Raw genomic sequence first — 26,891 nt, forward strand, 5'->3', positions numbered from 1 at the left:
ATAGCCATATTCTAAAAAATCAAGGAATTCTTGCAAAAAATATAATTACTGAAATAAAAGATGCAAAAAATGCTAATTTATTAAAATATATAAGTCATAAAAGATATAAAATTATTAATATGTTAAATGTTAATAATTATAAAATTAAAAATTATTAAGTGGATATTTTATAATTAATACAAAGAATAGTTGAAATTTTTAGTATAAGCGTATATAATTATAATACAATTTAATAATGTTCGGTTGAAGGTAGTGGGAGAGAGATTTTTAGATAAATCCACCGAAGAAGTAAATCTTTCAGGTATTAGGACCGCTATTGGACGAACCTCTGGAGAGACTCAGAGATGAGCACCGAAGGAGCAAGATAATTTAAATTTTAAATTATTGAAACTCTCAGGTAAAAGGACAGGGGATAAGATAGGTCTATAAAGTTTTATTATTTTTTAGGGCTTATTTACCTATCTATTCTCCTCCGTAAATTTCAATTTAAGGGGGATTTTTTTATGTTAAATCAAATTCAATCAATTTTAAGTACTATTGATAGTATAATATGGGGACCACCTTTATTAATACTGCTAGTAGGGACAGGAATATATTTGACATGGAGATTAAAGCTTCTGCAAATATTTAAATTACCTTTAGCACTAAGATATATATTTTCAAAAGAGGAAGATAATGATCAAGATGCAAAAGGTGATGTATCTAGTTATGGAGCATTATGCACCGCTTTATCAGCAACTATAGGAACAGGGAATATAGTTGGAGTCGCTACTGCAATTAAAGCTGGAGGACCAGGGGCATTATTTTGGATGTGGATAGCAGCATTTTTTGGTATGGCAACTAAATATGCAGAAGGATTACTTGCTATAAAATATAGAGAAGTAGATGAGAATGGACAAATGTCTGGTGGACCAATGTATTATATAAAAAATGGTTTAGGATTAAATTGGTTAGCTAAATTATTTGCAATATTTGGGGTAGGAGTTGCTCTACTTGGAATAGGGACATTTGGACAAGTAAAGTCAATTGCTGATGCTGCACAAATAGGATTTAATATTCCATTAGCAGTAACAGCAATAGTAGTTACTATGTTAGTTGCTTTAGTTACTCTAGGAGGAATAAAAAGAATTTCAAGTGTATCAGAAAAAGTTGTGCCTTTCATGGCTATACTATATATAGTAGGAGTTATATTGGTTTTAGGTTTCAATTTTACAAAAATACCATCAGCTATTAGTTTAATAATAAGGAGTGCATTCAATCCTGAAGCAGCCTTAGGTGGAGCTGTAGGAATAACAATTTCAATTGCTATGCAAAGAGGAATTGGAAGAGGAGTATTTTCAAATGAAGCAGGGCTTGGTAGTGCTCCTATAGCAGCTGCGGCAGCAAAAACAAAGTCCCCTGTTAAACAAGGATTAATTTCAATGACAGGAACATTTATTGATACGATAATAATTTGTACAATGACAGGGCTAGTTATAGTTGTTACAGGAAGCTTTAGTGGAAATTTGGAAGGTGCCGCTTTAACTACAGCAGCTTTTGAAAATGGATTACCAATAGCTTTATTAGGAAAGTATATAGTTAATATAGGACTGATGTTCTTTGCATTTACAACTATATTAGGATGGAATTATTATGGTGAAAGATGTATAGAATATCTATTTGGTGTAAAGGGAATAAAACCTTATAAAGTTATTTTTATAGCCTTTGTAGCAGTAGGACCTTTTTTACCATTAGAGATGATTTTTATTATAGCAGATATAGTTAATGGACTTATGGCATTTCCCAATCTAATTGGATTGATAGGATTAAGACATGTGATAATTTCAGAGACAGAAAGATTTTTTCATGATTTAAAAGAAAAAGATAATTCAGCAGTTGAAGAGAAAATGACAGTTTAAGGTGGAGAAATCCACCTTTTTTATATAAATAAAAGAGTGATTAACTTAGAAAGCTAAGTAGTAATTTATAGATATTGAATTTTATATGGTTTGATTAATAATCTATATAAATAGAATTAGTAGAATTTTCAAGAGTTAATAAACATATTTTAGTAAATTAGCATAAATTTAAGTAAATATAATATTAGTTTATTAAATATTAATTAAATTTTTATAATAAACTTTATATAAATAAAATATTGTTTATAATGGATGTATATATTTATAAAGAAAACTATTTTGGAGGTGAGTTTTTGGAGTATAAAGGTACATATAAAGGTATAGGTGATTATAAGGAGAATTATATTAAAGGTGGTATAAAGAAAATATTATTAATGATAATTTTTATTGTTACATTTATAAGCACATTAGTATTTATAACATCTAAATTTATTAATAATGGTAGTGAAGAAACGTTACTTTCAAATGATGATATAATTAAATATATAAATATATGTGATGACGCAAGTAGTGGAGGATTTCAATTAAATTGGCAAGAAATAGCTTCAATAAGTGGAGCCATAAATAATGGGAATTTTGAGATAGATAATGATGTTATAAGTAAAATAGTAAATTCATTTTATAAAAAGGATAATAACGGGAATGTTGCTGACTTAAATAGCTTTAAATCAGTAGTTAAATCCTTAAAATTAAATAATGAGGAAGAAGAAAAAGCGAATAAATATCTTGAAGGACTAAAAAATAATTATATTAATAGAGAGTTAGTAAAAGATAATTCTAAACTTGAATTCATAGATAATATATCAGAGATTGCTTTTGATAATTATGAAAGCTATGGGATACTACCTTCAGTTACGATTGCTCAAGCTATTTTAGAATCAGGATGGGGAGAGTCTAAATTATCATCGCAGTATAATAATCTTTTTGGTATAAAAGCTGACGAAAGATGGAGCGGAGATAGTGTTGATCTTGAAACTAAAGAAAATTATGATGATGTTATTGTTGGAGCATTTAGATCATATAAAGATATAAAATCATCTATAAAAGATCATGGTAAATTTTTATGGGAAAATGAAAGATATTCTGCAAATGGATTATTTGAAGCTAAAAGTTATAAAGAACAAGCACAAGCTTTAGAAAATGCCGGCTATAGTACTGCAAAAGATGAAGAAGGGAATTTAATTTATGGAGATAAATTAATAAGAGTTATTCAAGAAAATAATTTAATGTTATATGATACTGAGGTACAAAGAAAGCAAAAATAGAGCATTGGAAAACTAATGCTCTATTTTATTTTAAATTTAGTTTCTGATGGAACTAAATCAATTTCTTTCTTAGATATTGTATCTATTCTTATAAAATAATTTCCTTTACTTATTATACTAATAAATTTCACTAATATCTTATCATCACCTTGAACTTCCATTTCTACCATACCATTATCCATATTACGAACCCATCCTGTTAAGTTAAGGTTAGTTGCATTCATTTGACAAAAATATCTAAATCCAACGCCTTGAACCCTACCTTTAACAATAATATAATATCTGACCATAATCTCACTCCTTTATTAGAATAGTTATAAAAATTATAACATATCTACAATATTATTATGAAGAGAGGATTATTATTTTATATAAAAAATGGTATAATTTAGATGAGAATTTAAAAAAAGAGGGGGAGTTTTATGGAAAAGTCATTAGTACTTATAAAGCCAGATGCTGTAGAGAAAAACCTAATAGGAAAGATTATTAGTAAATATGAGGAAAATGATCTCAAAGTAACTGCGCTGAAAATGGAAACGATATCTAAGGAATTTGCGTGTAGACATTATGAAGAACATATTGGAAAAAGTTTTTTTGAACCATTGATAGTTTTTATTACTAAAGGACCACTATGTGCATTAATATTAGAGGGAGACAATGCAATTGAAAAAATAAGAAAAATTAATGGAAGTACCAACCCGGAAGAAGCTAAAGAAGGAACTATAAGACAATTATATGCAGCAAACAATAGAGAAAATTGTGTTCATGCTTCTGATAGCATAGAAAGTGCTAAAAGAGAGATTAAATTATGGTTTGGAAATTCAAATTTATAAACTTAAAAAATATATTGTAGAGAATACTTAATTTAGTATATAAAATTTTAAAAAATATGGTAGCATTTCTTAATGAAAGGCTACCATGTTTTTGTTATTTAAAAAACTACTGTTAAAAGTTTTTAGTCTATCTTTACTTTTAACCATGCATCATCATATAGTTTTATTTTATTTCCTAAATCTTTAAATATTTCACATTTATCAAGAACTTCTTCAGCTGGATAAACAGTTTCATCTTCTTGAGTTTCTTCATCTAACAATTTATAGGCAGCTGTATTAGGTGTTGCATAACCTATATATTCAACATTTTCTTTTGCATTTTCAGGATCTGATAAGAAGTTTATAAATTCTTCAGCTTCTGATTTATGCTTAGCGCCTTTTGGTATAACCATAACATCAAACCATTTATTAGAACCTTCTTTTGGAACTATATATTGAAGGTTTAAATCAGGAGCTTCTTCTTGAATAAAAATAGCATCGCCAGAATAAACAGTAGCAAAAGTAGCTTCTCCATTAATCATTTTATCCTTAACTTCATCCATGACATACGATTGAACTAAAGGCTTTTGTTTAATTAATTCATTTGCAGCTTCATCTAATTCATCTTTATCAACTGAATTTAAAGAATAACCAAGTTTAACTAAGGAAATAGCAAGCGTATCTCTTATTGAATCAAACATAAATATTTCACCTTTATATTTAGGATTCCATAAAATATCCCAGCTATCTACAGGATCATCAACTTTATCAGCATCATATATTATTCCTATTGTTCCCCACATATAAGGAACAGAGTATTCATTGTTAGGATCATAAGGAAGGTTTTTAAAGTCTTCACCAATATTCACATAGTTAGGTATGTTATTAAAATCAATTTTTTCTAACATATCTTCATTTATCATTTTTTCAACCATATAATCAGAAGGGAAAATTAAATCATATGTTCCAGGGCTATTTTTCACCTTTTGATACATAATTTCATTAGACTCATAAGTATCATAAATTACATCTATACCAGTTTCTTCTTCAAATTTTGCAATTAAATCTTCATTTATGTAATCTCCATAATTAAATACATTAAGAGTTCTTGTGCTTTTAGAACTATCTTCATTTTTAGAACATCCTACAAAAGATGAAGATATTAAAAATAATGAAGATAAAATAGCAATAGACTTTTTAAGCTTCTTCAATTTTATCACCTCTTGATGTAAATTCTTTTCTATTAGCAATTAATAGAAGAGTTAGAACAGTCACAAACATTAAAGTAGAAAGAGCATTAATTTCAGGTTTAATACCTCTTCTTGCCATAGCAAATATTTCTATAGAAAGGTTTGTAACTCCTGGACCAGCTGTAAAGAAACTAATAACAAAATCATCAATAGACATTGTAAATGCCATTAGCATACCAGCAAAGATACCAGGCTTAATTTGAGGTAATATTATTTTTCTTAATGTATAAGATGGTGTAGCACCTAAGTCTAATGCAGCTTCTTCAACATTCTCAGGTAATTGTCTAAGCTTTGGTAAAACAGCTAAGATTACATATGGAATATTAAATGTAATATGAGCTAGCAGCATAGTAGTAAATCCAAAATCTAATTTTGTAAGTGGTCTTATGAATATAAATAAGCTCATTAAGGCAATACCGGTTACTATATCAGGATTTAATACAGGTAAATAATTTATATTTAATAAAAGAGCCTTCTTAGGTCCTTTCATTTTATTTATACCAATAGCTGCTAATGTACCAATTACTGTGGCCACTACAGAAGAAATTATAGCTATAACAACTGTAAAGAATAAAGCTTGCATAATTCTTTCGTTCTTAAAAAGCTCGCCATACCATTTCAATGTAAATCCAGACCATTTTCCCATAGTCTTAGAATCATTGAAGGAGAAGACTATTAAGGCAACTATAGGCGTATATAAAAATATGAATACAAGTAATAAATAAAATTTCTTAATAAAATTTTCAAACTTTTTTACCATAATTGACCGCCTCCTTCTTTAGAATCAGAATTATCAAATTTACTCATTATAGCCATAGAAATTAATATTATTATCATCATAAATATTGAAATAGATGAACCAAAGTTCCAATCACCCATCATAGTAAATTGTTGCTCTATTAAGTTACCTAAAAGCATATATTGTCCACCACCAAGTAATCTTGAAATTACAAATGTAGAAACAGCAGGCATAAATACCATAGTTATTCCTGAAACTACTCCAGGCATGCTCAATGGAAGTACTATCTTTCTAAATACTTCACTTCTATTTGCACCTAAATCAGCAGCTGCATTTAATAAGTCCTTATCCATTTTTGATAAAACAGTATATATTGGAAGTACCATGAATGGTAAGAAATTATAAATCATACCAAGAATTACAGCGCCATCATTATATAAGAAGGTAAAAGGACCAACTCCGAAATAGCCAAGAATATTATTTATAAATCCGTTTTTACCTAAGATAGGTAACCAAGCATAAGTTCTAAGTAAGAAATTCATCCACATAGGTACTATAAAAAGCATTATTAAAATGTTACCTTTAGAAGGCTTCATTTTAGATATAATATATGCAACAGGATATCCTAAAACTAGGCACCAGATAGTAGATAATAAAGCAAGCCATAAGCTTCTTCCGAAAACTTTTATGTATTGAGGTTGAAGTAGTCTTGTAAAGTTTTCTAGGGAGAATGCATAATCTCCTTCAGGTGTTGTTACAGTAAAGCCGAAGAATAAAACTATTAATAAAGGAATTACAATAAATAATGCACTCCAGATTATGAAAGGAGATGCAGCAAAGTTTCTATTAGCTTTTTTTGCTTTACTCATTATTTGCAACCTTTCTCATAATATGAATATCTTCTGGATAAATATCTAATCCTATAACAGAATTTACTTCTGCAAATTTAGTATTATGGATTATCCATGTATTGTTTCCTTCTTCAACTTCTATTTCATAATGAACACCTTTAAAAATTATAGATTTAACAATTCCTTTTAGCATTCCTTTATCAGGAGATACGATTTTTATATCCTCTGGTCTTATAACTACATCAATTAATTCGTTTTGGTCAAATCCTTTATCAACACATTCGAAAGTTGTATTACAAAATTCTACTTTAAAATCTTCTAACATAGTACCATCTAAAATGTTACTTTCACCTATAAAGTCAGCAACAAAAGCATTAGCAGGCTCATTATAAATATCTTCAGGAGAACCCATTTGTTGAATTTTACCTTTATTCATAACAATGATAGTATCAGACATAGTTAATGCTTCTTCTTGATCATGTGTTACAAATATGAAAGTAATTCCAAGTCTTTGTTGTATTCTTTTAAGCTCAATTTGCATTTCTTTTCTAAGTTTTAAATCAAGTGCACCAAGAGGTTCATCTAAAAGAAGAATTTCAGGTTCATTAATTAGAGCTCTTGCAATGGCAACTCTTTGTTGTTGTCCACCACTTAAAGAATCAACGCTTCTTTTTTCAAATCCTTCTAAAGAAACTAATTTAAGCATTTCTTTAACTTTTGAATCTATTTCATTTTTAGGAGTCTTTTTAATTTTTAATCCAAAAGCTACATTTTCATATACATTCATATGAGGAAATAAAGCATATTTTTGGAATACGGTGTTTACTTGCCTTTTATATGGAGGTAAAGTTGAAATATCAGTTCCATTAAATAAAACTTCACCTTTATCTGCATCTTCAAATCCAGCAATTATTTTTAATGTTGTTGTTTTTCCACATCCACTAGGGCCAAGTAATGTTAAAAATTCATTCTTTTTAATGTTTAATGAAAGGTTGTCTAAAACACAATTATTTTCAAAAGTTTTAGAAACACCTTTCATTTCAATTATATTTTGTTTCAAAATAAACACCTCTTTCTATAGATTTAAAATGATGGTGGAGTACTTACCCAAATAACTTTGGCTTGTGTTTTTCCCCCATTTGAAATATAGTGATTAGACCTAGGCTTAAAATAGAAGCTTTCGCCCTTTTTAACTTTGAACTTCTTTTTGCCTAAATGTAATATTATAGTTCCAGATAAAACAAAACCAAATTCTTCACCCTCATGAGGCTCTTCTTCTATATATTGCCCACCTGGTTCTAAAGTTATCATAATTGGTTCCATTTCATTTTTTTGAGCATTTGGTATAAGCCACATTAGCTTATATCTTAAATCTTCATTTTCAGTTTCAAACATATCTTCATATGTATATGTAACCTTTTCCTCGCTAGCATCACTAAAGAACTCTGTAAGATTAGTTCCTAGTATTTCTAATATATCTATTAATGTTGCTATTGATGGAGAAGTTAAATCATTTTCTACTTGTGATATAAATCCTTTAGATAATTCACATCTATTAGCAAGTTCTTCTTGAGTTAATTGCTTTTCAATACGTAATCTACGTATTTTTTCTCCGATTTCCACAACTACACCTCTACTTTAATAAATTTTATAATACTAAACCTTAGGTTTAAAATTACTAAACAAACAATAGATATTATATATTTTAATTTGATATAAATCAATATTTTTTATAAAAAAACATATAAAAAATTTCCTCTAAAATTTTTCTAGAAGTGTTGATTCTATTAAAGTATATTAGATTGCTTAAAAATTTAGTTTAATAAAACAACACTAAAAGTTTAGAAATACTAAATAAAAAATAAGGTGTTTGAAATTACTGAAAATTATTATATCTTTAAAATGCAGAAGAAATCAATATTTTCAAATTATTACCTCTAATAAGATTAATTAGTATTATTAAAAAAATATTAAATTTAAATTACTTAGTTCTTATATTAAGTCTATATATCTTGATAAAACGTTGATTTTATGAGATAGTAGACTATATATTAACTGGAAGAATAAAGTAAATATTTATAGGTGAGATAATGAATGAAAAGTTAAGTTTATATAGAAGAAATGGAAAGATAGCGTATATAAGGAAACCTAGCTTTGAAGAGCTATCTTTTGTTAAGGAATTATGGGGAAACAAAGAGAATATGGGGGAGGTTGGTGAAGCATATTCATTTCCAAGAGAAAAATGGGAAATGTTTTACAAGAAAATGGTGCAACCTACCGATGGAAAAAACTTTTATTGTTTGGTGTATACTACTGATGATAAGGCCATTGGGGAAGTAAGTTTTCATGGATATAATTCTGCAACTAAGGTGGCAAGAATAAATATAAAAATACATTATGAATATAGAAGAATGGGATATGGAGAAGAAGCATTAAGATTACTTTTAGAGTATTATTTTTTAGAGTTCGGTGGAGAAGCAATAATAGATACAGTAAAAACAAGTGAAGCTAAATCTTTATTGAAAAAAGTTGGATTTGAAGAAATAAATAATTTTAGAAAGCAATACACATATAAATTAACTAAGAATAATTTTTTAAATTGTAAAATAAATAATAAGAAAAAGATTGCTCTTTTAGTTTACGATGATATAGAGATAATGGAATATTCAATTGCATTTAGTATATTCAATAAGATAAATGAACTTTTGGAAGATGATTACTTTGAAATACATTCCGTATCAAGTAAAGCAAAAATTAAATCAAATAATATAGATATAGCAGTTGATAAAATAGTAAGTAAAGATATGTATAATCCTAATATAGTTATAATTCCTGGGGGCGTAGGGGTAGCTAGTGCTACTAATGATAGTGTATTGATGAATTATATAAGAGAAAGATATAATGAGTGTGATTATATAACTACTTTTTCTAACGGAATCTATTTTCTCGATAAGTTTAATGATATAAATGGAGTTGCAATTCCTGAATCTAAATGGAAAATAGAAGGTGCAATAGAAATTAAGAAATCATTTGTTGATAACGGTAAATTAATGTTTGCTTCAAATATGGTTGGAATTATAGAACTTTGTGTAGAAATTGTTAAAAAGTTTGCTGGTGAAGATATAAGCAAGGAACTATATAAAGAATTAGGAGCTATATAAGGATCTTGGAGCTATATAATATAGAAAGTTATTTATGAAATTTAATAGAATATATGGAATCATATGAGATATATTTATTAGATGTAGATATATCTTTTCTATTAAAAATATAGTAACTAAAAAAAGCAAATGAATTCAGATAATTTTTAATGAAACAGGAGAGTCTTAGACATCCGCTTTAAATAATAGACAATTTGTTGTATAAAAATTATAATAAATAAGACAATATGATTTTGTTGTTAGTTGTCCAAAAGAGGAGAAGATAAATATGCTAAAAGGTAGAATTCATTCAATTGAAAGTATGGGGCTAGTTGATGGACCAGGGATTAGAGTAGTAGTATTTTTTCAAGGGTGTAAATTAAGATGTCTTTATTGTCATAACCCAGATACATGGAGTGAAAATGAAGGTGATGAGTATACTTCAGAAGAATTAGTTAAAAAAATAAAAAGATTTAAAAGTTATTTTACGACTTCAGGAGGAGGAGTTACTTTTTCAGGTGGAGACCCATTAAGACAATCAGAGTTTTTATTAGATGTTCTTAAGGAATGTAAGGGAGAAGGAATACATACGTGTTTAGATACATCAGGTGTAGGATTCGGAGAATATGATGAAATTTTAAAATATACTGATTTAGTATTATATGATGTCAAGCATTTATCAGAAGTTGGATATAAAGACATGACAGGTTTTAAAATAGATGAAACAAATAAATTTTTAGAAGCATGCAAAAATGCTGGTACTAAGCTTTGGATAAGACAAGTAGTTGTACCAGGAAAGACAGATAGTGAAGAGTACATGCAAGAACTTAAAGAGTTTGTTAATTCATTAAAAAATGTTGAAAAGGTAGAATTATTGCCATATCATTTATTAGGTGTAAATAAATACGAAACATTAGGATTAAAATATAGATTGGATGGAACGCCAGCTATGGATAAAGAAAAGTGTAAATTACTTAAAGAAAAGTTTTTTAGTGAATTTTAAAGCTTATTTTAAGTAATAATAAATCCCTAGAAATTTTTCTAGGGATTTATTATTAAAAAATTATTTTTTTAATAGATTTGAAAAATATCCTGCAGGAATCAATCCTTTTTTCATACCTTGTATAACTGTCAAATAAGTAGCTGCTGTATCAAATCTAGCATCATGATAGTTTCCACTACCCTCAAATAGTTCATTTGCCTTATTTGCTATTTGATCCTCAGAAATTTGAAGAAAATCTATAACTTCTGCAAGTTTAGGATTTTTTATATTTCCAGATGGACTTGGTAAATTGCAAAGAGACTTATAATATGCCATAGTACAAAATGTATTTTTAGGCTCCCAAGTTGTATCTATAAGACCTGCTTCCCAAAGTTGTTGTAATTCATGTTTTAAAAATTTTATATCGAATTGAACATTATGTCCTATTATAAAATCTGCATCAAAGAAATCTGGCATAAACTCATGGACACAATCTAAAAATTCTTTACCTTCTGAAAGGTCATATAGTTTTTCAAGTGAAAATCCATGAATAGCTTCAGCACCTTCATCCATACTATCAACTGTGAAGAAAAAGTTTTTTCCTGTAGTTTTTTGTGGTTTAACTGAAGCATCTATAACTATATAACTTAACTGACATATATTACCTGGCTTTATGCTAGTTGTTTCTGTATCAAAAAATAGTAGTTTCATTTTATCCTCCTAAGATTAAGTTTCTTATTATATAATAACATAAATTTAAAGAAAGTCCTAAAACATAATTATGGAACTAAGAGATATATTTAATAATAAAAAAATAACTAATAGAAATCTATTAGCTATTTTTCTTATTTATTTTCCTTCAAAAGCTTTAGAAATTACCTTTAATAATTCAAGACAAGTTTCTAATGTCTTTTTATTATCATCTAAGGCTGGATTAAATTCTACAAAATCCATAGCTCTAACTAATGAAGTGTTTATTATAGTTTCAATTACTTGTTTTCCTTCTGAGAAGGTTAATCCATCTTCTACTGGAGTTCCTGTTCCTGGAACATAAGAAGGATCTAGGCTATCAATATCAAAGCTAAAATGAATATTTTTTACATTTCTCATTTTTAAAGCTTCTAAAAGTTCTTTTAATACAATGTCTATGCCCTTAGTTTTAATATCTTTCATGGTCCATACGTTAAGATTATATTCCTTGATTAATTCAAGTTCACCTAAATCTAAGTCTCTGCAACCTAATAAAAATACATTTTCAGGTTTAACCTTTTTGCTAGAAGAATAAAGGTTAGTCAAAATTTCATGGCCTATTCCCATGGAACTAGCTAAAGGCATTCCGTGAATGTTTCCAGATGGGGAAGTCTCGTGTGTATTTATATCACCATGAGCATCCACCCAAACTACTGCAAGATCTTCATCAAAAAATTTACTTGAGCCAGCAACACTACCTATAGCAAGTGAATGATCTCCACCTATAACTAAAGGAAGATATGACTTACTTAATGACTCATAAACTTTATCAGCTAGTCCAACATTTGATCTCACAACTTCATCTAAATACTTCATTTTTGCGTTAGCTGCGTATTTATCATTTGAAGAAACATTTTTTACATGAACTTCGCCCATATCACAGACTTGGTGGCTTTTATTAAAGATATCTAGAAGGTTGTTCTCTCTTAAAATTTTTGGCCCATTTTCAACTCCAGGATTATCACATCCATAGAATATAGGCATATCAATAATACTAATATTCATAAAACAAACCTCCGATTTGGAATAATTTTTTTAGGGCAATAAATATATATTAATAGCTTCAAATCGATATGTAAATAAAAAAATGTGAAAAAAATATTACAATTACACAATTTTTAAATATATTATGAAAATATTAACTAAATACATATTATAATTATACTTTTTTGTCTTAAAATGTGAAAAAAAATCAAAATAGAAAGAAAAAAATTATAAATTCTATTTTGACTTATATAAAAATTCTATTTATTCATATAGTATTTAATATATCTAAAAATTAGGGGAAAGATATATAATTATTTTATCAATATACTATATAATTATTATTCATAATATATCTTTACATATAATTTAGATAGTATTTGATTTGTAAAGCCCCAGCATTTCCACTATTATTTAGGATTATGAATAAAATTTAGAATGTATGCTTATAAATTAATAAGAGTGTTTCTTAAATAAATTAGTTTATAATTTATTTATTCCCTTATTGAGATTTGTTATTCTTTATCTATAAGCAAATAAAAAAGGAGCATATGCCCCTTTTTATGTTAATGAAGGTATTTATTATGATATCATTTCACTTAACTTTTGTAGTGCTTCTTCTCTTGTATCAAAAGAAAATTTATTATCTTTAATATAGTTTTGATCTATTTCTGGTAAATTTGATAATGGCTTAGAATCAGAGTAAACCTTTTTTTCAGATTCAATTATATTACCATTAGAATCTGTTTTGAATAAGCTTATAAATCCATTTTCTTCGCCTAAATAGTATTTATTAGATTCAAATTTACTTGTATTTATAGCGGTATCTCTTGTATAAACTAATTTATTACTATCCCATTCGGAAAGAACATATCCCTGAACTGATAGTTCTTCGCTCAAATCTTCTTTTGTAAGATTTTCATTTAAATTTAATTTGCTTTTTAAATTAATTAGATTTTCAGCCATATCTATATTATCATTTGTTTTTAGCATTATATAAATATTATCATCTAAATATTTATTATTTTCACTATATACAGTTTCATTTTGAGCTTCTGCATTATTTATATCTCTATTTGGATTAGTTACATAATCGGTTATAAAGTAACTTAAGCAAAAGCAAATTGCTAATAATGAAACAAATGAAACCAACATAGCAGCTTTTTGTTTTTTACTAATATTCTTTTTAGTGGATTTGAAGTTTGATTTATTATTTAAATTATCCATATTTATCACCCCTTGTTCCTATTATTGACAAATAAGTATAAATTTAAACTGCATAAAATAAAAAAAGTATATTATTTTATATAGATATTTATGATTAAGATTAAATTTCGTAATATAGCAAATGCTAATATAGAGGTTAGAAGAGGAATTAATCTTTAAAAAAAGATACATTTTCGTATGAATGATGTAAATAAATGATATAAATAATATAAATATGAAGAATAATATAGTTTGTTATATATTTGTAACAAAGATGACAAATAAATTTAGTATAATGTAATGGATATTGTTGTAAAAATAGAGGTCTTGGTTATATAATAATAGAGTAGAGGGAGGAATTAGGATGAGCGAAAATGATTCAGTGAAAAGAAAAAGTTCTAATAGTAAAAAGAAAATTAAAAAAAGAAATAAAAAGAAAATTATATTAATATCTATCATAAGCATATTAGCAGTAGTAGCAATACTTATAGCGACAGGTTGGGGGTATTATAATCATATTAGAAATAAAATTTATGTAGAATATAAGCCGGAAAATAAGAATGAAACTAGCTACAATGAGGTAGATGGAATTACAAATGTTTTATTAATAGGAACTGATGGAAGAACCTTAGATGAGCCAGCAAGATCGGACTCAATTATTGTAGCTACATTAGATAATAACAATAAAAAAGTTAAGTTAACATCAATAATGAGAGATACAGTAGTTAACATACCTGAATATGGAGAAAATAAAATTAATGCTGCATTTGCATTTGGAAGTTCTGAAGAAGATGAAAATGGAAAACTTAAAGGAGCTGAAGGTGGAGCAGCCTTAGTAATGGAGACTATAGAAGAAAACTTCAATTTACATTTAGATAAATATATTATAGTAAACTTTTGGGGGTTTGAAGCTATAATAGATGAAATTGGCGGAATTGAAGTAGATATAAAAGATTATGAAATAGATGAAGTTAATAAATATATAGGTGAATCAACAGGAGTGAATTCTCCTCCAATTACTGAAACAGGACTTCAAAAAGTAAATGGACAACAAGCTCTATCTTATGCAAGAATAAGATATGTTGGAAATGGAGATTTTGAAAGAGGACAAAGGCAAAGTAAAGTATTACATGAAGTTGCTAAAAATTTAAAGGAAGTAAATCCTTTAAAATATGTAAGCATAGCTAATACTTTATCAGAGCATGTTAAAACTAACATAGATATACCAGAAGCTTTAAATTTAGCTTATACAATTTATAAGTTACCAAGCTTAGACTTTGAGCAATTACAAATACCACAAACAGAGCTTATTGCAAGGGACAATCTATATAAGGATAGAGGATGGTGTTTATTAATAGATTTAGAACAAAATTCTAAGGTTCTGCATGACTTTATTTTTAATAATAAACTACCTAATCCAGAAGAATTTGATTTATTATCAGTTGAAAATGTTGCTGCAGCTTATAATGCAGAAGAAGCTAGATATAATTCTTTATACAACATCAAACCAGAAGAATATAATGATAAAAATACAGATGCTATTCCAGAGCCAACTCCAGATAGGGATGTTGTAAAACCACCAGCAAGTGGAGGAACAACTAATCCACCGACAGGAGGAACAAGTAATCCACCAGCAAGTGGAGGAAATGGAACAGTTAATTCACCAGCAGGTGGAGGAAACGGTACAACTAATCCACCAGCAAATGGGGGAAATGAAACAACAAAACCGCCAGTAAATGGAGGAAACGAAACAACTAATCCACCAGCAAGCGGAGGAAATGAAACAACGCCACCAGCAAATGGAGAAAATAATCATGAAAAACCTCAAGGCGAAAAACCAAATCAATAAAATTTTAAAGGGCTTTACTATTAGTAGAGTCCCTTTTTATTAAAAAAATATAAACAAGAGTATTAAGTTTAATAAATATGGTATAATCATAAAAAAGAATAAGGAGGACTAGGATGTTAGGATCAAACTATTTATTAACTAAGATATTAACAGTGCCTGCAATTTTGATAGCTTTTGTTGCTCAAGGATATGCAAAAGCTAAAGTGGCAGATAAGTTAGGAGATAAAACGCCAAGATTTCAGGGAAGATTAACATTAAATCCGACAGCTCATATAGATATTATTGGATTTATTATGATTTTATTAGTAGGATTTGGGTGGACTAAACCAGTGGATACTAATCCAAGTGCATATAAGAGAGGTCAGAAGGATGCAATAAAGGTAACTATGGCAGCTCCTCTTGCAAATTTATTAGTTGGATTTGTAGGAATGTTCATATATGCATTATGGTCTTATATAGCATATAGCATTTTACCATCATCAACTTATAGTATAGTTGGTATTGCCCTATATCTTATATCAGCTATAAATATAAACTTATTTGTATTTAATTTAATTCCACTTCCAGGACTTGCAGGATTTGAATTGTTTAGGGAGTTAAACCCTAGAAGCTTTTATAAAGTTGCAGATAAGCTTTATCAATATCAAATGGTTATTCTTTTAGCAATTGTTGTAGTAGGTCAATTTATCTTGACAATTCCATCAAATTTAATCATTAATCTATTTAGTAAAATAGCTTTTGGAGTTTTAGGAATAATATTTTAATATAAAAGTAGATTCAATAGAAAGAAGTGTAATTAAAAGCCAGATTTACTAAGTTCTTAACTACACTTAAATGAATCTACTTTTTTATTATTTTAGCAATTTTCTTGAATATGGGTAAATTATAATCAAATTCTATTAAGTTAATAATTTAAATAGCTGTTATAATAAGCTCTTTCCCATATATTTCTTTAAATTTTTCACCTGCTCTTAAGGCTTGGCGAATTTCAAAGTCAACATCTATATCTGAAGAAACTTTAATTGTTACTGTATTACTATCAAATGATACGTTAAGTTCTTTAACTGCACCAACAAGGCTTCTATCTAAACCTTCAGCTATTTTAACAAGTACTCCAATAAGTTTTGCAGAGCGTAAATCTAATTGACTAATAACTGATGAAAATGGAGCTAAAGGTGTTTGATAGTTATTAAACCTATGTGAAGCTGCAATAGCAGCACTCATAAGAAGTTCCTTATGTGTTAACCCATTTATATAAGAATTTAATATTATATAAAATGAATGTTTATGATGTCCATAATAGTTAATACTAATACCACAATCATGTAGCATAGAAGATGTTTTTATAATATTTAAATATTCATCTCCTAAATGATGTAGTGGTTTTAAAGAATTAAATAAATTATAAGCTATTTTAAATACATTTAGTGCATGGCTCTTGTCACTATTTAACGTTTCTAATATTCCATTTATACTATAATCTAGCATGTCTTCTGGTATTGTATATTTATTATTAAGATATTCATACATTAAGCCTTCTCTAAGGCCTCTTCCTGAAATTATTATCTTATTACATTGAACCATATTAGCTATTTTCTTAAAGATAGCGGTTCCTCCAACTATTATATCTGCAAGCTCTGGGTCGATTCCATCTAATTTTTGTCTTTGCTTAAAGTCCTTACATTTTAATAAATTAAATATTTCTTGAACATCAATATCAGAAAGCTCGTAGTTATGAGGAATATCAAAAGGATATCTTTTTCTAACTCTATCTATTTTACCAATATTTCTAACTATAGATGCAATACCTATTATTGAGTCAAATTTAGTTTCCATAAGCCAGCTTATATCATTTAACTTTTCAGATATGAAATTAAGTGCATCAGTTAAATCTTTAGGTAATATTCTATCTTTTAAATTAAATTTATATGTTAGATTTACACTTCCTATAGGTAAGGTAACACTTTTTATTATTTTATCCCCTTGAACCCAAGCTAAATGAGTATCTGTACCAGCAACTTCAATCATTAAAGAATTGCCTATATAAATGCTTCTTCTTATTCCAAAAAAGTTATAATAAATTTCTTCGTCGCAACTTAAAACTCTAATATCAATATCTAATTCTTTTTTAATAAGAGGAAGAAGAATATCTTTATTTTTAGCTTCCCTTAAAGATTCAGTAGCAACAGCAAATATTTTATTTGCACCTGAAACAGTACAAAGTGATTTATATGCTCTAAGTGTAGAAAGTATAGTTTTAGAGTTTTCGTTACATATTCCGTAATCAGTAACTAAATCATGACATAATCTGATAGATGTTTTTAATTCATCTATTATTTTAAAATATCCATTTTCATTAACTTCCGTTAACATAAGTCTAAGAGAACTTGGACCTATATCGATAATACCAACTCTATCCATATTGACTCCTTAAGTAAATATTATGAAAATTATTTTTGTTATAGATATTATATCACTTTAATTAATAAAGTATAGGTAAGAGTTAAATATATTTATATAAGTATACCTTTTTTATTGACAATAAAAGTTTTGTTTATGTATAATGTTTATATTAAATTAGAATAAGTATTAATATCTATGAAGAGGAGAGTACTATATTTGATTCTTTAAGCGAGTAAGGGGTGGTGTAAGCCTTATAAGATAGAATATTAGGAAGAGAGCCTTGGAGATAGCTACTGAAATTTTATTAGTAGGATAGTTCGTATTGCTGCGTTAAAGCATTGAGTGGCATTTTATGCAATCAGAGTGGTACCGCGGGATTTTTTCCGTCTCTTATTTATTTAAGAGACGGATTTTTTATTTTTCAAATTATTAGTAAAAATTAAGGAGGATACATAATGGATTACAAGAAAAAAGTTGCAGAAGCAATAAGTAAATATGTTGATATGGATATTGAAAACATAGAAAAATTAATAGAAATTCCACCAAAGAGTGATATGGGAGATTATGCATTTCCATGCTTTCAATTAGCAAAAACTTTTAGAAAAGCTCCTAATATGATATCAGAGGAGTTAGCTGGTAAAATAGACAATGATGGATTCGAAAAGATAATTAATGTTGGGCCATATGTTAATTTCTTTGCAGATAAAAGTATCTTTACTAAAAATACAATAGAAAAAGTATTAACAGAAGGCGATGAATATGGTTCATCTAATGTAGGAGAAGGAAAAACTATTTGTGTTGAATATTCATCACCTAATATAGCAAAGCCATTCCATGTTGGACATTTATTTACAACAGCAATAGGAAATTCATTATATAAGATATTTAAGAAAGAAGGATATAATGTTGAGGGAATAAATCATTTAGGTGACTGGGGAACTCAATTTGGAAAGCTTATATCTGCATATAAAAGATGGGGAAATGAAGAGGCATTAGAAAAGAATGCTATAGATGAATTATTAAGAATATATGTTAAGTTCCATGATGAAGCAGAAAAGGATCCTGCACTTGAAGATGAAGGAAGAGCTTACTTTAAAGCATTAGAAGATGGAGATAAAGAAGTAGAAGCTTTATGGAAGAGATTTAGAGATTTAAGCTTAAAAGAATTTGAAAGAATATATGAAATTTTTGATGTTAAATTTGATTCATATGCAGGTGAAGCATTCTATAATGATAAAATGGATGTTGTAGTAAATGAATTAAAGGAAAAGAATTTGTTAGTTGAAAGTAATGGTGCACAAGTAGTTATGCTTGATGAATACAATATGCCTCCATGTATAGTACTTAAAGGTGATGGAGCATCAATATATGCAACAAGAGACTTAGCTGCTGCAATGTATAGAAAGAAGAAATATGATTTCTATAAGAGCATATATGTAGTAGGAACACCACAAGCACTACACTTTAAACAAGTATTTAAGGTATTAGAGCTTGCAGGCCATGAATGGGCAAAAGATTGTGTTCATGTAGGCTTCGGACTTGTAAAATTTGCAGATAGAAAACTTTCAACTAGAAAAGGTGAAGTTATTTTATTAGATGACTTAATAAAAGAATCTATAGATAAAACATTAGAAGTAATAAATGAAAAAAATCCAAACTTAGAAAATAAAGAGGAAGTGGCTAAAAAGATAGGTGTTGGTGCAGTAGTATTTACTTATCTAAAAAATTCTAGAGAAAAGGATATAGTATTTGATTGGAAGGAAATGCTTTCATTTGATGGCGAAACAGGTCCTTATGTTCAATATTCATATGCAAGAGCAAACAGTATATTAACAAGAGCAGGAGAGCTTAAAGGAAATGCTAATTATTCTAAGCTTTCTTCAAAGGAAGAGTTTGAATTAGTAAAGACATTAGAAGGATTTGCAAAACAAATACATTTAGCAACAGAAAAGTTAGAGCCATCAATTATTACAAGATATGCAATAGAAGTTGCAAAATCATTTAATAAATTCTATAATGCACATTCAGTATTAAACTTAGAAGATGAAGAATTAAAAGAAGCTAGATTGAGTTTAGTAAAAGCAACATGTCAAGTTATCAAAAACTCTTTAGCTTTATTAGGAATTGAAGTTGTAGATAAGATGTAACATAATTGTTTAGGGATGCGAGAATTCGCATCCCTATTTGCATCTAATTTTTATAAAAAATTAACAATAATATGAAAGACTAAATAATACTATTATGATATAATCTATAGAAATCTAAGAGAGGAGTAGATAATTATTTTTAATAATATAAAAAATAAGGATTTGTTAATTACTATTGTTATAGCAATATTAGTTGGGATAGTTGGATTTAAGATTATAGAAAATTATCCGTATTTTTTTAGTATATTGAAGAAGTTTTGGTCCTTAATGTTGCCAGTTTTATATGGGTTAGTATTTGGATATATTTTAAATCCTTTAGTTAAGCTTATAAAAAGAAGGTTTAATGTAAAAGAAGGTGTTGCAATATTAAGTACTTATTTATTGGTATTAGCAATAATAATATTAGCATCTTTATACTTAATACCTAGTATAATAGATAGTGCTGTTGACATAACAACAAAAATGCCTTCCTATATCCAAGAAACTCAAGAATGGTTAGATAAAATTTTAAATAATCAATCTGTAAAAGAATTTATAAATACTACAGGAACTACGGATAATATTAATCATATCATAGCTCAATTTGGAACAATGGCAGTAACTTTATTAGAAGGTTCAATATCATATATATTTACTATTTCTAGTCAGTTACTTAAACTATTTTTAGGATTATTAATATCTATATATGTTCTGGTAGATAAGGATAGGTTAATAAAAGAAAGTAAAAAAGTAACATTCTTAATACTTAAAGAAAAGAGAGGGAAAAAATTAATAGAAGCTGTTAGAATATATCATAATATGATAGGTGCTTATATAGGAATAAAAGCAGTGGATTCTTCAATTATTGCAGCTATGGCATTAGTTTTACTAACCATAGTTAAGTCAGAATATGCTTTTTTATTAGCTGTTATAGTTGGAATAACTAATATGATTCCATACTTTGGACCATTTATAGGAGAAATAGTGGGATTTTTATTTAATGTTTTTGTATCACCAACTAAAGGATTAATTGTATTTTTAGTATTATTGGCGCTTCAATTATTTGATGGCTGGTATCTAGATCCTAAATTAATAGGAAATAAAGTAGGAGTAAGACCTTTATTTATAATAGTAGCAGTATTAATAGGCGGAGGATTTTATGGAGCTTTAGGGATGCTTTTAGCATCACCAACAGCTGCAACTTTAAAAGTATATTATGAAAGAATAATGAAAAAGAATGAAGCTTTAGTAAAAACTGCAGAAAACAGTTAGTAGTAATAAAAAATGGCTTAATAAAATATCATTGATTTTATTAAGCCATTTTACTTTTAGTTTTTCTTCTCAAGTTTAATTCCATTTTCTTCTTCTTTATAGGCTGAACAATGATTTGAACAGCTTCCACAATTACATTCACCTTTAGAAGATTTTCTTATGTTCTTATATATTGTAAAGCCAGCAAAAGCAACAATAACTAATGTAATTAATATTTCCATAGAAACACCTTCTTTTATATAAATAATTTAGTTATGTTAAAAATTATAAATGAAACTATCCAAGCCAATATAAGTTGATATGAACTTGCAAATAAAGTGAACTTAGTACCATATTCTTTCTTCATTGCACCTAAAACTGATATACAAGGAGTATACAAAAGTACAAAAACTAAGAAAGATATTGCTGATGCTGTAGTAAAATAAATTGGTAACACTACTGATAAGTCACCTGCAAATATGATTCCCATTGATGCGACAACAGTTTCTTTAGCTAGTAATCCAGTTAATAAAGAAACTGAACTTTGCCAGTTACCAAATCCTAAAGGACTAAATATTGGAGCTATTAAGTTTCCGATTGATGCTAAAATACTATCATTAACATCTACCATACCTGAGAAACTGAAGTTCGATAAGAACCAAATAACAACACTCATAGCAAATATTATAGTTCCAGCTTTTACTAAGAAGCTTTTAGCTTTTTCATAAACTTGTTTACCAACATTTTTTATAGAAGGAGCCTTATATTCTGGTAGTTCTATAATAAATGGTTCTTCATCTTTTTTAAATAAAGTATTCTTAAATATTATTCCTAAAATAAATGCTAATATTACACCTAATAAATATAAAAGTGCAACTACTAATCCTGTATAGTTTGGGAAAAATACTGCTGCAAATACAGCATAAACAGGTAATCTAGCGTTACAACTCATTAGTGGAACTAATAAAGCAGTAAGTTTTCTATCTTTTTCGCTTTCTAATGTTCTGGCAGACATTATTGCAGGAACTGTACAACCAAATCCGACAATCATAGGTATAAAAGCTTTACCTGAAAGTCCCATCTTTCTCATTAACTTGTCCATGATAAATGCAACTCTAGCCATATATCCACTATCTTCAAGTATTGATATACATGCAAATAGTGCAAGTATTATAGGTAATAAAACAATAATTCCTCCAACACCAGCTACAATACCATCAACTATCAAAGATTGAAACCATGGAGCGGTATTAGAAAGTAAATCTGATAAATAAGGTAAAAATGAATCATTTAAAAGTCCATCTAACAAATCAGATAATGGTTGTCCAATCCATGCAAATGTAATTTGAAACATTAATGCCATTATTATTATAAATATTGGATATGCAAGCCATGGGTTTAATAAAAAGTTATCTAATTTATCTTTTAATGTAGTTTTAGACTTATCTATTGTTTTATTACATTTATTAAGAATTGATTCTATAAATTCATAAGTTTCTTTTTCGCTATTAAATTCATAATTATATTTATCTATTTTAGATAAATAATTATCTTTCTCAATAACATCTTTAATTTTATCAATGCCTTGTCCTTTAGAAGCAACAATTGGAATTACTGTAACATTCATAAGTTCTGATAATTTAGTATAATCTAAATTAATTCCTTTTTTCTCAGCAATATCAATCATGTTTACAGCTAAAATAATAGGTTTTTTAAATTGTTTTAATTGAGTAGTCAAATAAAGATTTCTATCAATATTTGAGGCGTCTATTATATTTAATATAACATCAACATCGTCATTTTCTAAAAATGCTTTAGATATTTTTTCTTCATTAGAATAAGTATCCATTGCATATATACCAGGTAAATCGACTATTCTAGTATTTCCGAAAAATCCTTCCTTCTTATCTACTGTAACTCCAGCCCAGTTCCCAATTCTTTGGTTTGAACCAGTTAGGTAATTAAAAAGTGTAGTTTTACCTACATTTGGATTTCCAAGCAATGCTACTGTTTTCATTTGTTATTCCCCCTATACAGCTAAAAATATATTTTTAGCATCCTTTTTTCTAATTGCTAAATCAAATCCCCTAAGATTAACTATTATTGGATCACCTAAAGGAGCTACCCTTTTAAGTTCAATTTCAGTTCCTTCAATGCAACCAAGAGCTAATAATCTTTTTGTAAGTTTATCATCACCATTGATGTATTTTATTATAGCTTTTTCCCCTAAATTTAATTCACATAGACTCATATCATCACCTCGTATTGAAAATCATTATCATATTATTATAATACCAAAATGTTAAAATGTAGTCAATATTTTTAAGTGTATAACTGATAAATATTATCAATTATAAAATGTTTTTTATATTTAAACTTAGTTATATTTTTGTTGAACATATAATAAATTACATAATATTATATTAAGGTAGGAAGATTTAATTATATTTATTTTTATATTGTTATAAAAGATGATATAATATTATAAGATAAACTAAGGACTTAAAAGGTGATAAATGATAAGGAAGAAAGAGTGGTAATGTGATTATAAGAGAGAATATAATAGAGGTGGATTATTTAGCAAGAGATTTTATGCTAAAAACGGATACAATCAATAGGCCTCCGGAAGAACTAATATTTTTTGATTTAGAGCATTATGTATATAAGAAGCCAAAATGTATAGGAGTCTTTGGAGCTTGTATTTTTGAAAAAAATAAATTGTATGTAACTCAATATATGATTGAAAATAAAGGTGAAGTAATCCAAATTCTTGATTTAGCTAAAAAATATTTTGTTAATATGAAGAGAAAAGGGAAGAAAGCAATTGTTACTTTCTCAGGAAATAATGACTATACAGTTATAAATTATTTGTTTAAAAAATATGGAATAGAATTTAATTTTTCTAAGGAATTTGAGGATATAGATATTCAAAGAGAATATGAAAAAGAAAATGGGCACTCTATAGGTTTGAAGAATCTTGAAAAAGAGTTTGATATTCATAGAGAGGGAGATTTAATTAGTGGATCTAATTTGGCAAAAACTTTTAATAAAGTATTAAAAGATAGAGAGTATATACTAAGAATGCCAAAAGAGAAAATAGAAACTATACTTCTATATAATGAACAGGATGTCACCAATTTATATAACATTTATATGAGATGGACAGCATATCTAAAGAAAGAAGAGGAAATCGAAGAAGAGGAAATTGAAGAAGATGAATATATAGAAGATATAGAAAAAATAGATGAAAATAAAGAATTAGAAAATAACTTTTTTAATATACAAAATAAAAATTTAAAAGATATAAACAAAACGAAAGAAAAAACTTGCATAGATAAATAATAGGATGCATTAAAGGAAAGAAAAGAAAGTTAAAATATTAATTTAAGATTAAAATCTTAAATGATAGATGCTCCTAATAATTTTAGGAGCATCTATCATTTTAAGGATAAACCATCTGATGTTATTACGATGTTTCCATTTATATCTGTTCTATAAATTTCAGCTTCCTTTAATCTTGATAGAACAACATCGGTTGGATGTCCATAAGTATTATCTTCTCCTACGGAAATTACTGCGATAGAAGGATTACTTGCATTTAAGAATTTTTCAGAAGTCGAACTAGAAGATCCATGATGACCTATTTTTAACACATCGCATTTCAAATCAAAGCCAGCATTTAAAACTTCATTTTCAGCAAGCTCTTCAGCATCACCAGTAAATAAAAACGAAGTATTTTTATAAGATATTTTTATAATAGGAGAATAATTGTTTAAATCCTCATATCTGTTAGAGAGAGGAGAAAAAACATCTATTATCACATTATTACCAAGATCTATTGATTTCATATTTGCCTTTAGTATTTTGATTTTTAAATCTTTTCGAATAAGAGATTCTGCCATTGTTTCAAAAGCCTTTGTAGAATTTTCAACCTTAGGTGAATAGAAATTTATAACTTCAAAATTATTAATTATATAGCTCATATTTCCTATATGATCTTCATGGGGGTGAGTTGCAATTACATAATCAAACTTAGATATATTTAATTTCTTAAGATACTTTTTTAACTTATCTTCAGATTCATTAGGTCCAGAATCAATAAGTAAGTTCTTTTTATTTACTTGGATTAATATAGAATCACCTTGACCAACATCAATAAAATGTACTAGCATAGTATTTTTATTAGTTTCTAAATTATTTTCTTTGATATTAATGCTGCATTGGAAAAGCAAAATTATGAGAATAAAGTTTACAAACATATAGAATAGTTTCTTAATCAATTCCTGTCTCCTTGAATAATATAAAATTTAATTATTAGATATTTAAGTAGAGTATTATATATAAGAGATGTAATAAATTTTTTAATGATATATTCTAGTTTAATTTTAAGTTCAAGTTCTTAATAATATATATATATTATAGACATATAGTAATAAAAATATAATTGAAGAAAAAAATATAAGCATTTATAATAAAGTAAGAAATAAAATATGGTGGTGAAGAATAATGAGTATTTTTAAAATTATTAATTATGGTATATATATGATATTCATGCAATTTAAAGCTATAAAACGTTGGTTTTTAGAAATTACAAAGGGAGAAAAAGCTGCAGTAGATTATAGTGGGAAGGTTGGAGAAGATTGGGCAAGATATACAATACATAATACTCTTAATATGAATGTTACTATAAAAGGTAAAGAGAATATTCCAGATGTTCCATGCTGTTATATAGGAAATCATACTAGTATTCTAGATATTCCTCTTTTAATAAACTCAGTAGGAAAATGTATGGGATTTGTTGCTAAGAAGGAAATGATAAAGGCTCCTGTCTTAGGATATTGGATGAAAAAGTATAATTGTGTTCCTTTAGATAGAGAAAATGCAAGAGAAGCAATTAAAGTTATAAGAGAAGGTGCAGAGAATATAAAAAAAGGCTACAGTATGGCTATATTTCCTGAGGGAACAAGAAGCAAGGATGGAAAGTTAAAAGAATTTAAAAAGGGAAGCTTAAAATTAGCTACAATGGCTAAGGCTCCTGTAGTGCCAGTTTCTATTGATGGGGCATATAGAGCTTATGAAATAGATGGAAAATTTAAATCAATAGATATAACTGTTACATTTGATAAGCCTATATATACTGAAAATTTAACTAGAGAAGAAGAAAAAGGGTTAATGGAAAAGGTCAGAGAAGTAATTGCAAAAAATTTAGGACAATAAAATCATAGTAAGAATAATATATAAACTATACCGTTAAAAGAAAATTAAAGGTATAGTTTATTTTTTTATTTTCAAGAAATAATCATATTATAAAAAAAATATCTCTAAAATAATTCGGATATGTTATGAATATATATGATTATTATTAGAAAAGTATTCGCGAATTTG

General features: G+C 27.4%; 25 protein-coding genes, 1 riboswitch and 1 other annotated feature. Of the genes, 11 read left to right on the plus strand and 14 right to left on the minus strand.

The annotated features are described in order from the left end of the window. The first annotated feature begins 318 nt into the window (after positions 1–318). Positions 319–419: riboswitch (glycine riboswitch) on the plus strand. Between the two features lie 84 nt (positions 420–503). Both I2A75_RS04650 and I2A75_RS04655 read left to right on the plus strand, forming a co-directional pair. Continuing rightward, complete coding sequence (locus I2A75_RS04650) at positions 504–1,898, plus strand: sodium:alanine symporter family protein (protein WP_195263306.1); 1,395 nt, start codon at positions 504–506, stop codon at positions 1,896–1,898. A 293-nt stretch (positions 1,899–2,191) separates the two neighbouring features. Further along, entirely contained in the window at positions 2,192–3,163 is a 972-nt protein-coding gene (locus I2A75_RS04655) for a glucosaminidase domain-containing protein (protein WP_195263307.1), read from the plus strand. Positions 3,164–3,183: 20 nt separating this feature from the next. Here the strand turns inward: I2A75_RS04655 and I2A75_RS04660 are convergent, their stop codons facing one another. Further along, positions 3,184–3,453 (minus strand): acylphosphatase, encoded by a 270-nt coding sequence (locus I2A75_RS04660; protein WP_195263308.1) that lies wholly within the window; start codon positions 3,451–3,453, stop codon positions 3,184–3,186. A 132-nt stretch (positions 3,454–3,585) separates the two neighbouring features. Here I2A75_RS04660 and ndk point away from each other — a divergent pair, with 132 nt between their 5' ends. Further along, positions 3,586–3,996, plus strand: coding sequence for a nucleoside-diphosphate kinase (ndk, locus tag I2A75_RS04665; RefSeq protein ID WP_195263309.1), 411 nt, complete (start codon positions 3,586–3,588; stop codon positions 3,994–3,996). A 122-nt stretch (positions 3,997–4,118) separates the two neighbouring features. On the opposite strand, the gene I2A75_RS04670 is transcribed toward ndk, so the two are convergent. Genes I2A75_RS04670 through I2A75_RS04690 form a run of 5 tightly spaced genes read right to left on the minus strand, consistent with a single transcriptional unit; the run spans position 4,119 to position 8,438 of the window. Beyond that, positions 4,119–5,186, minus strand: a complete 1,068-nt coding sequence (locus I2A75_RS04670) for a spermidine/putrescine ABC transporter substrate-binding protein (protein ID WP_195263310.1) — start codon at positions 5,184–5,186, stop codon at positions 4,119–4,121. Then, positions 5,173–5,985, minus strand: a complete 813-nt coding sequence (locus I2A75_RS04675; protein ID WP_195263311.1) for an ABC transporter permease — start codon at positions 5,983–5,985, stop codon at positions 5,173–5,175. The genes I2A75_RS04670 and I2A75_RS04675 overlap by 14 nt, the downstream gene beginning before the upstream one ends. Beyond that, positions 5,979–6,833, minus strand: a complete 855-nt coding sequence (locus I2A75_RS04680; protein WP_195263312.1) for an ABC transporter permease — start codon at positions 6,831–6,833, stop codon at positions 5,979–5,981. The genes I2A75_RS04675 and I2A75_RS04680 overlap by 7 nt, the downstream gene beginning before the upstream one ends. Further along, positions 6,826–7,878, minus strand: a complete 1,053-nt coding sequence (gene potA / locus I2A75_RS04685) for a spermidine/putrescine ABC transporter ATP-binding protein (RefSeq protein ID WP_347707754.1) — start codon at positions 7,876–7,878, stop codon at positions 6,826–6,828. The genes I2A75_RS04680 and potA overlap by 8 nt, the downstream gene beginning before the upstream one ends. 20 nt (positions 7,879–7,898) lie before the next feature. Next, positions 7,899–8,438 (minus strand): XRE family transcriptional regulator, encoded by a 540-nt coding sequence (locus I2A75_RS04690; RefSeq protein WP_195263314.1) that lies wholly within the window; start codon positions 8,436–8,438, stop codon positions 7,899–7,901. Positions 8,439–8,905: 467 nt separating this feature from the next. Here I2A75_RS04690 and I2A75_RS04695 point away from each other — a divergent pair, with 467 nt between their 5' ends. Both I2A75_RS04695 and pflA read left to right on the plus strand, forming a co-directional pair. Further along, positions 8,906–9,976: a GNAT family N-acetyltransferase gene (locus I2A75_RS04695; protein ID WP_195263315.1), complete on the plus strand. Its 1,071-nt coding sequence runs from the start codon at positions 8,906–8,908 to the stop codon at positions 9,974–9,976. Positions 9,977–10,244: 268 nt separating this feature from the next. Beyond that, positions 10,245–10,958, plus strand: a complete 714-nt coding sequence (gene pflA / locus I2A75_RS04700; protein ID WP_195263316.1) for a pyruvate formate-lyase-activating protein — start codon at positions 10,245–10,247, stop codon at positions 10,956–10,958. Between the two features lie 60 nt (positions 10,959–11,018). Here the strand turns inward: pflA and I2A75_RS04705 are convergent, their stop codons facing one another. The 3 genes from I2A75_RS04705 to I2A75_RS04715 all read right to left on the minus strand — a co-directional run bounded on the left by I2A75_RS04705 (position 11,019) and on the right by I2A75_RS04715 (position 13,898). Beyond that, positions 11,019–11,648 carry a 3'-5' exonuclease gene (locus tag I2A75_RS04705; RefSeq protein WP_195263317.1) on the minus strand — a complete coding sequence of 210 codons (630 nt, stop codon included), beginning with the start codon at positions 11,646–11,648 and terminating at the stop codon, positions 11,019–11,021. Between the two features lie 138 nt (positions 11,649–11,786). Continuing rightward, entirely contained in the window at positions 11,787–12,692 is a 906-nt protein-coding gene (rocF, locus tag I2A75_RS04710; protein WP_195263318.1) for an arginase, read from the minus strand. 561 nt (positions 12,693–13,253) lie between these two features. Continuing rightward, a complete protein-coding gene (locus I2A75_RS04715; RefSeq protein ID WP_195263319.1) occupies positions 13,254–13,898 on the minus strand; it encodes a hypothetical protein in 645 nt (214 codons plus the stop codon). Between the two features lie 343 nt (positions 13,899–14,241). On the opposite strand from I2A75_RS04715, the gene I2A75_RS04720 reads away from it, so the two are divergent. Both I2A75_RS04720 and I2A75_RS04725 read left to right on the plus strand, forming a co-directional pair. After that, positions 14,242–15,726 (plus strand): LCP family protein, encoded by a 1,485-nt coding sequence (locus I2A75_RS04720; RefSeq protein ID WP_195263320.1) that lies wholly within the window; start codon positions 14,242–14,244, stop codon positions 15,724–15,726. A 113-nt stretch (positions 15,727–15,839) separates the two neighbouring features. Beyond that, the gene (locus I2A75_RS04725) at positions 15,840–16,490 is read left to right on the plus strand and encodes a site-2 protease family protein (protein ID WP_195263321.1); all 651 of its coding nucleotides are present in this window, start codon (positions 15,840–15,842) and stop codon (positions 16,488–16,490) included. 148 nt (positions 16,491–16,638) lie between these two features. On the opposite strand, the gene I2A75_RS04730 is transcribed toward I2A75_RS04725, so the two are convergent. Further along, positions 16,639–18,147 carry a Ppx/GppA phosphatase family protein gene (locus I2A75_RS04730; protein ID WP_195263322.1) on the minus strand — a complete coding sequence of 503 codons (1,509 nt, stop codon included), beginning with the start codon at positions 18,145–18,147 and terminating at the stop codon, positions 16,639–16,641. A gap of 168 nt (positions 18,148–18,315) precedes the next feature. Continuing rightward, positions 18,316–18,523 (plus strand) — a binding site (T-box leader). A gap of 61 nt (positions 18,524–18,584) precedes the next feature. Here I2A75_RS04730 and argS point away from each other — a divergent pair. Both argS and I2A75_RS04740 read left to right on the plus strand, forming a co-directional pair. Further along, positions 18,585–20,276, plus strand: a complete 1,692-nt coding sequence (gene argS, locus I2A75_RS04735) for an arginine--tRNA ligase (protein ID WP_195263323.1) — start codon at positions 18,585–18,587, stop codon at positions 20,274–20,276. A 162-nt stretch (positions 20,277–20,438) separates the two neighbouring features. Further along, the gene (locus I2A75_RS04740; RefSeq protein ID WP_195263324.1) at positions 20,439–21,527 is read left to right on the plus strand and encodes an AI-2E family transporter; all 1,089 of its coding nucleotides are present in this window, start codon (positions 20,439–20,441) and stop codon (positions 21,525–21,527) included. A 56-nt stretch (positions 21,528–21,583) separates the two neighbouring features. On the opposite strand, the gene I2A75_RS04745 is transcribed toward I2A75_RS04740, so the two are convergent. From I2A75_RS04745 to I2A75_RS04755, 3 genes are read right to left on the minus strand one after another with little or no spacing between them, the layout of a single operon-like run. Beyond that, positions 21,584–21,748 (minus strand): FeoB-associated Cys-rich membrane protein, encoded by a 165-nt coding sequence (locus tag I2A75_RS04745; RefSeq protein WP_195263325.1) that lies wholly within the window; start codon positions 21,746–21,748, stop codon positions 21,584–21,586. Between the two features lie 14 nt (positions 21,749–21,762). Further along, positions 21,763–23,523 carry a ferrous iron transport protein B gene (gene feoB, locus I2A75_RS04750; protein ID WP_195263326.1) on the minus strand — a complete coding sequence of 587 codons (1,761 nt, stop codon included), beginning with the start codon at positions 23,521–23,523 and terminating at the stop codon, positions 21,763–21,765. A 12-nt stretch (positions 23,524–23,535) separates the two neighbouring features. Next, entirely contained in the window at positions 23,536–23,757 is a 222-nt protein-coding gene (locus I2A75_RS04755; RefSeq protein ID WP_195263327.1) for a ferrous iron transport protein A, read from the minus strand. A 290-nt stretch (positions 23,758–24,047) separates the two neighbouring features. On the opposite strand from I2A75_RS04755, the gene I2A75_RS04760 reads away from it, so the two are divergent. After that, the gene (locus I2A75_RS04760) at positions 24,048–24,848 is read left to right on the plus strand and encodes a ribonuclease H-like domain-containing protein (protein WP_195263328.1); all 801 of its coding nucleotides are present in this window, start codon (positions 24,048–24,050) and stop codon (positions 24,846–24,848) included. Between the two features lie 95 nt (positions 24,849–24,943). On the opposite strand, the gene I2A75_RS04765 is transcribed toward I2A75_RS04760, so the two are convergent. Beyond that, positions 24,944–25,786, minus strand: coding sequence for an MBL fold metallo-hydrolase (locus I2A75_RS04765; RefSeq protein ID WP_243242015.1), 843 nt, complete (start codon positions 25,784–25,786; stop codon positions 24,944–24,946). Between the two features lie 226 nt (positions 25,787–26,012). Here I2A75_RS04765 and I2A75_RS04770 point away from each other — a divergent pair, with 226 nt between their 5' ends. Continuing rightward, positions 26,013–26,723 carry a lysophospholipid acyltransferase family protein gene (locus I2A75_RS04770; RefSeq protein WP_195263329.1) on the plus strand — a complete coding sequence of 237 codons (711 nt, stop codon included), beginning with the start codon at positions 26,013–26,015 and terminating at the stop codon, positions 26,721–26,723. The last annotated feature ends 168 nt before the right edge of the window (positions 26,724–26,891 follow it).

Source organism: Clostridium sp. 1001275B_160808_H3, assembly GCF_015550425.1.
GTDB lineage: Bacteria > Bacillota > Clostridia > Clostridiales > Clostridiaceae > Clostridium.

Bases quoted from the DNA above. Each gene is read 5' to 3' on its own strand.
- I2A75_RS04650 (WP_195263306.1), top strand. From the start codon at position 504: ATGTTAAATCAAATTCAATCAATTTTAAGTACTATTGATAGTATAATA.
- I2A75_RS04660 (WP_195263308.1), bottom strand. From the start codon at position 3,453: ATGGTCAGATATTATATTATTGTTAAAGGTAGGGTTCAAGGCGTTGGA.
- ndk (WP_195263309.1), top strand. From the start codon at position 3,586: ATGGAAAAGTCATTAGTACTTATAAAGCCAGATGCTGTAGAGAAAAAC.
- I2A75_RS04675 (WP_195263311.1), bottom strand. From the start codon at position 5,985: ATGGTAAAAAAGTTTGAAAATTTTATTAAGAAATTTTATTTATTACTT.
- I2A75_RS04680 (WP_195263312.1), bottom strand. From the start codon at position 6,833: ATGAGTAAAGCAAAAAAAGCTAATAGAAACTTTGCTGCATCTCCTTTC.
- I2A75_RS04695 (WP_195263315.1), top strand. From the start codon at position 8,906: ATGAATGAAAAGTTAAGTTTATATAGAAGAAATGGAAAGATAGCGTAT.
- pflA (WP_195263316.1), top strand. From the start codon at position 10,245: ATGCTAAAAGGTAGAATTCATTCAATTGAAAGTATGGGGCTAGTTGAT.
- I2A75_RS04705 (WP_195263317.1), bottom strand. From the start codon at position 11,648: ATGAAACTACTATTTTTTGATACAGAAACAACTAGCATAAAGCCAGGT.
- rocF (WP_195263318.1), bottom strand. From the start codon at position 12,692: ATGAATATTAGTATTATTGATATGCCTATATTCTATGGATGTGATAAT.
- I2A75_RS04715 (WP_195263319.1), bottom strand. From the start codon at position 13,898: ATGGATAATTTAAATAATAAATCAAACTTCAAATCCACTAAAAAGAAT.
- I2A75_RS04720 (WP_195263320.1), top strand. From the start codon at position 14,242: ATGAGCGAAAATGATTCAGTGAAAAGAAAAAGTTCTAATAGTAAAAAG.
- I2A75_RS04725 (WP_195263321.1), top strand. From the start codon at position 15,840: ATGTTAGGATCAAACTATTTATTAACTAAGATATTAACAGTGCCTGCA.
- I2A75_RS04730 (WP_195263322.1), bottom strand. From the start codon at position 18,147: ATGGATAGAGTTGGTATTATCGATATAGGTCCAAGTTCTCTTAGACTT.
- argS (WP_195263323.1), top strand. From the start codon at position 18,585: ATGGATTACAAGAAAAAAGTTGCAGAAGCAATAAGTAAATATGTTGAT.
- I2A75_RS04745 (WP_195263325.1), bottom strand. From the start codon at position 21,748: ATGGAAATATTAATTACATTAGTTATTGTTGCTTTTGCTGGCTTTACA.
- feoB (WP_195263326.1), bottom strand. From the start codon at position 23,523: ATGAAAACAGTAGCATTGCTTGGAAATCCAAATGTAGGTAAAACTACA.
- I2A75_RS04755 (WP_195263327.1), bottom strand. From the start codon at position 23,757: ATGAGTCTATGTGAATTAAATTTAGGGGAAAAAGCTATAATAAAATAC.
- I2A75_RS04770 (WP_195263329.1), top strand. From the start codon at position 26,013: ATGAGTATTTTTAAAATTATTAATTATGGTATATATATGATATTCATG.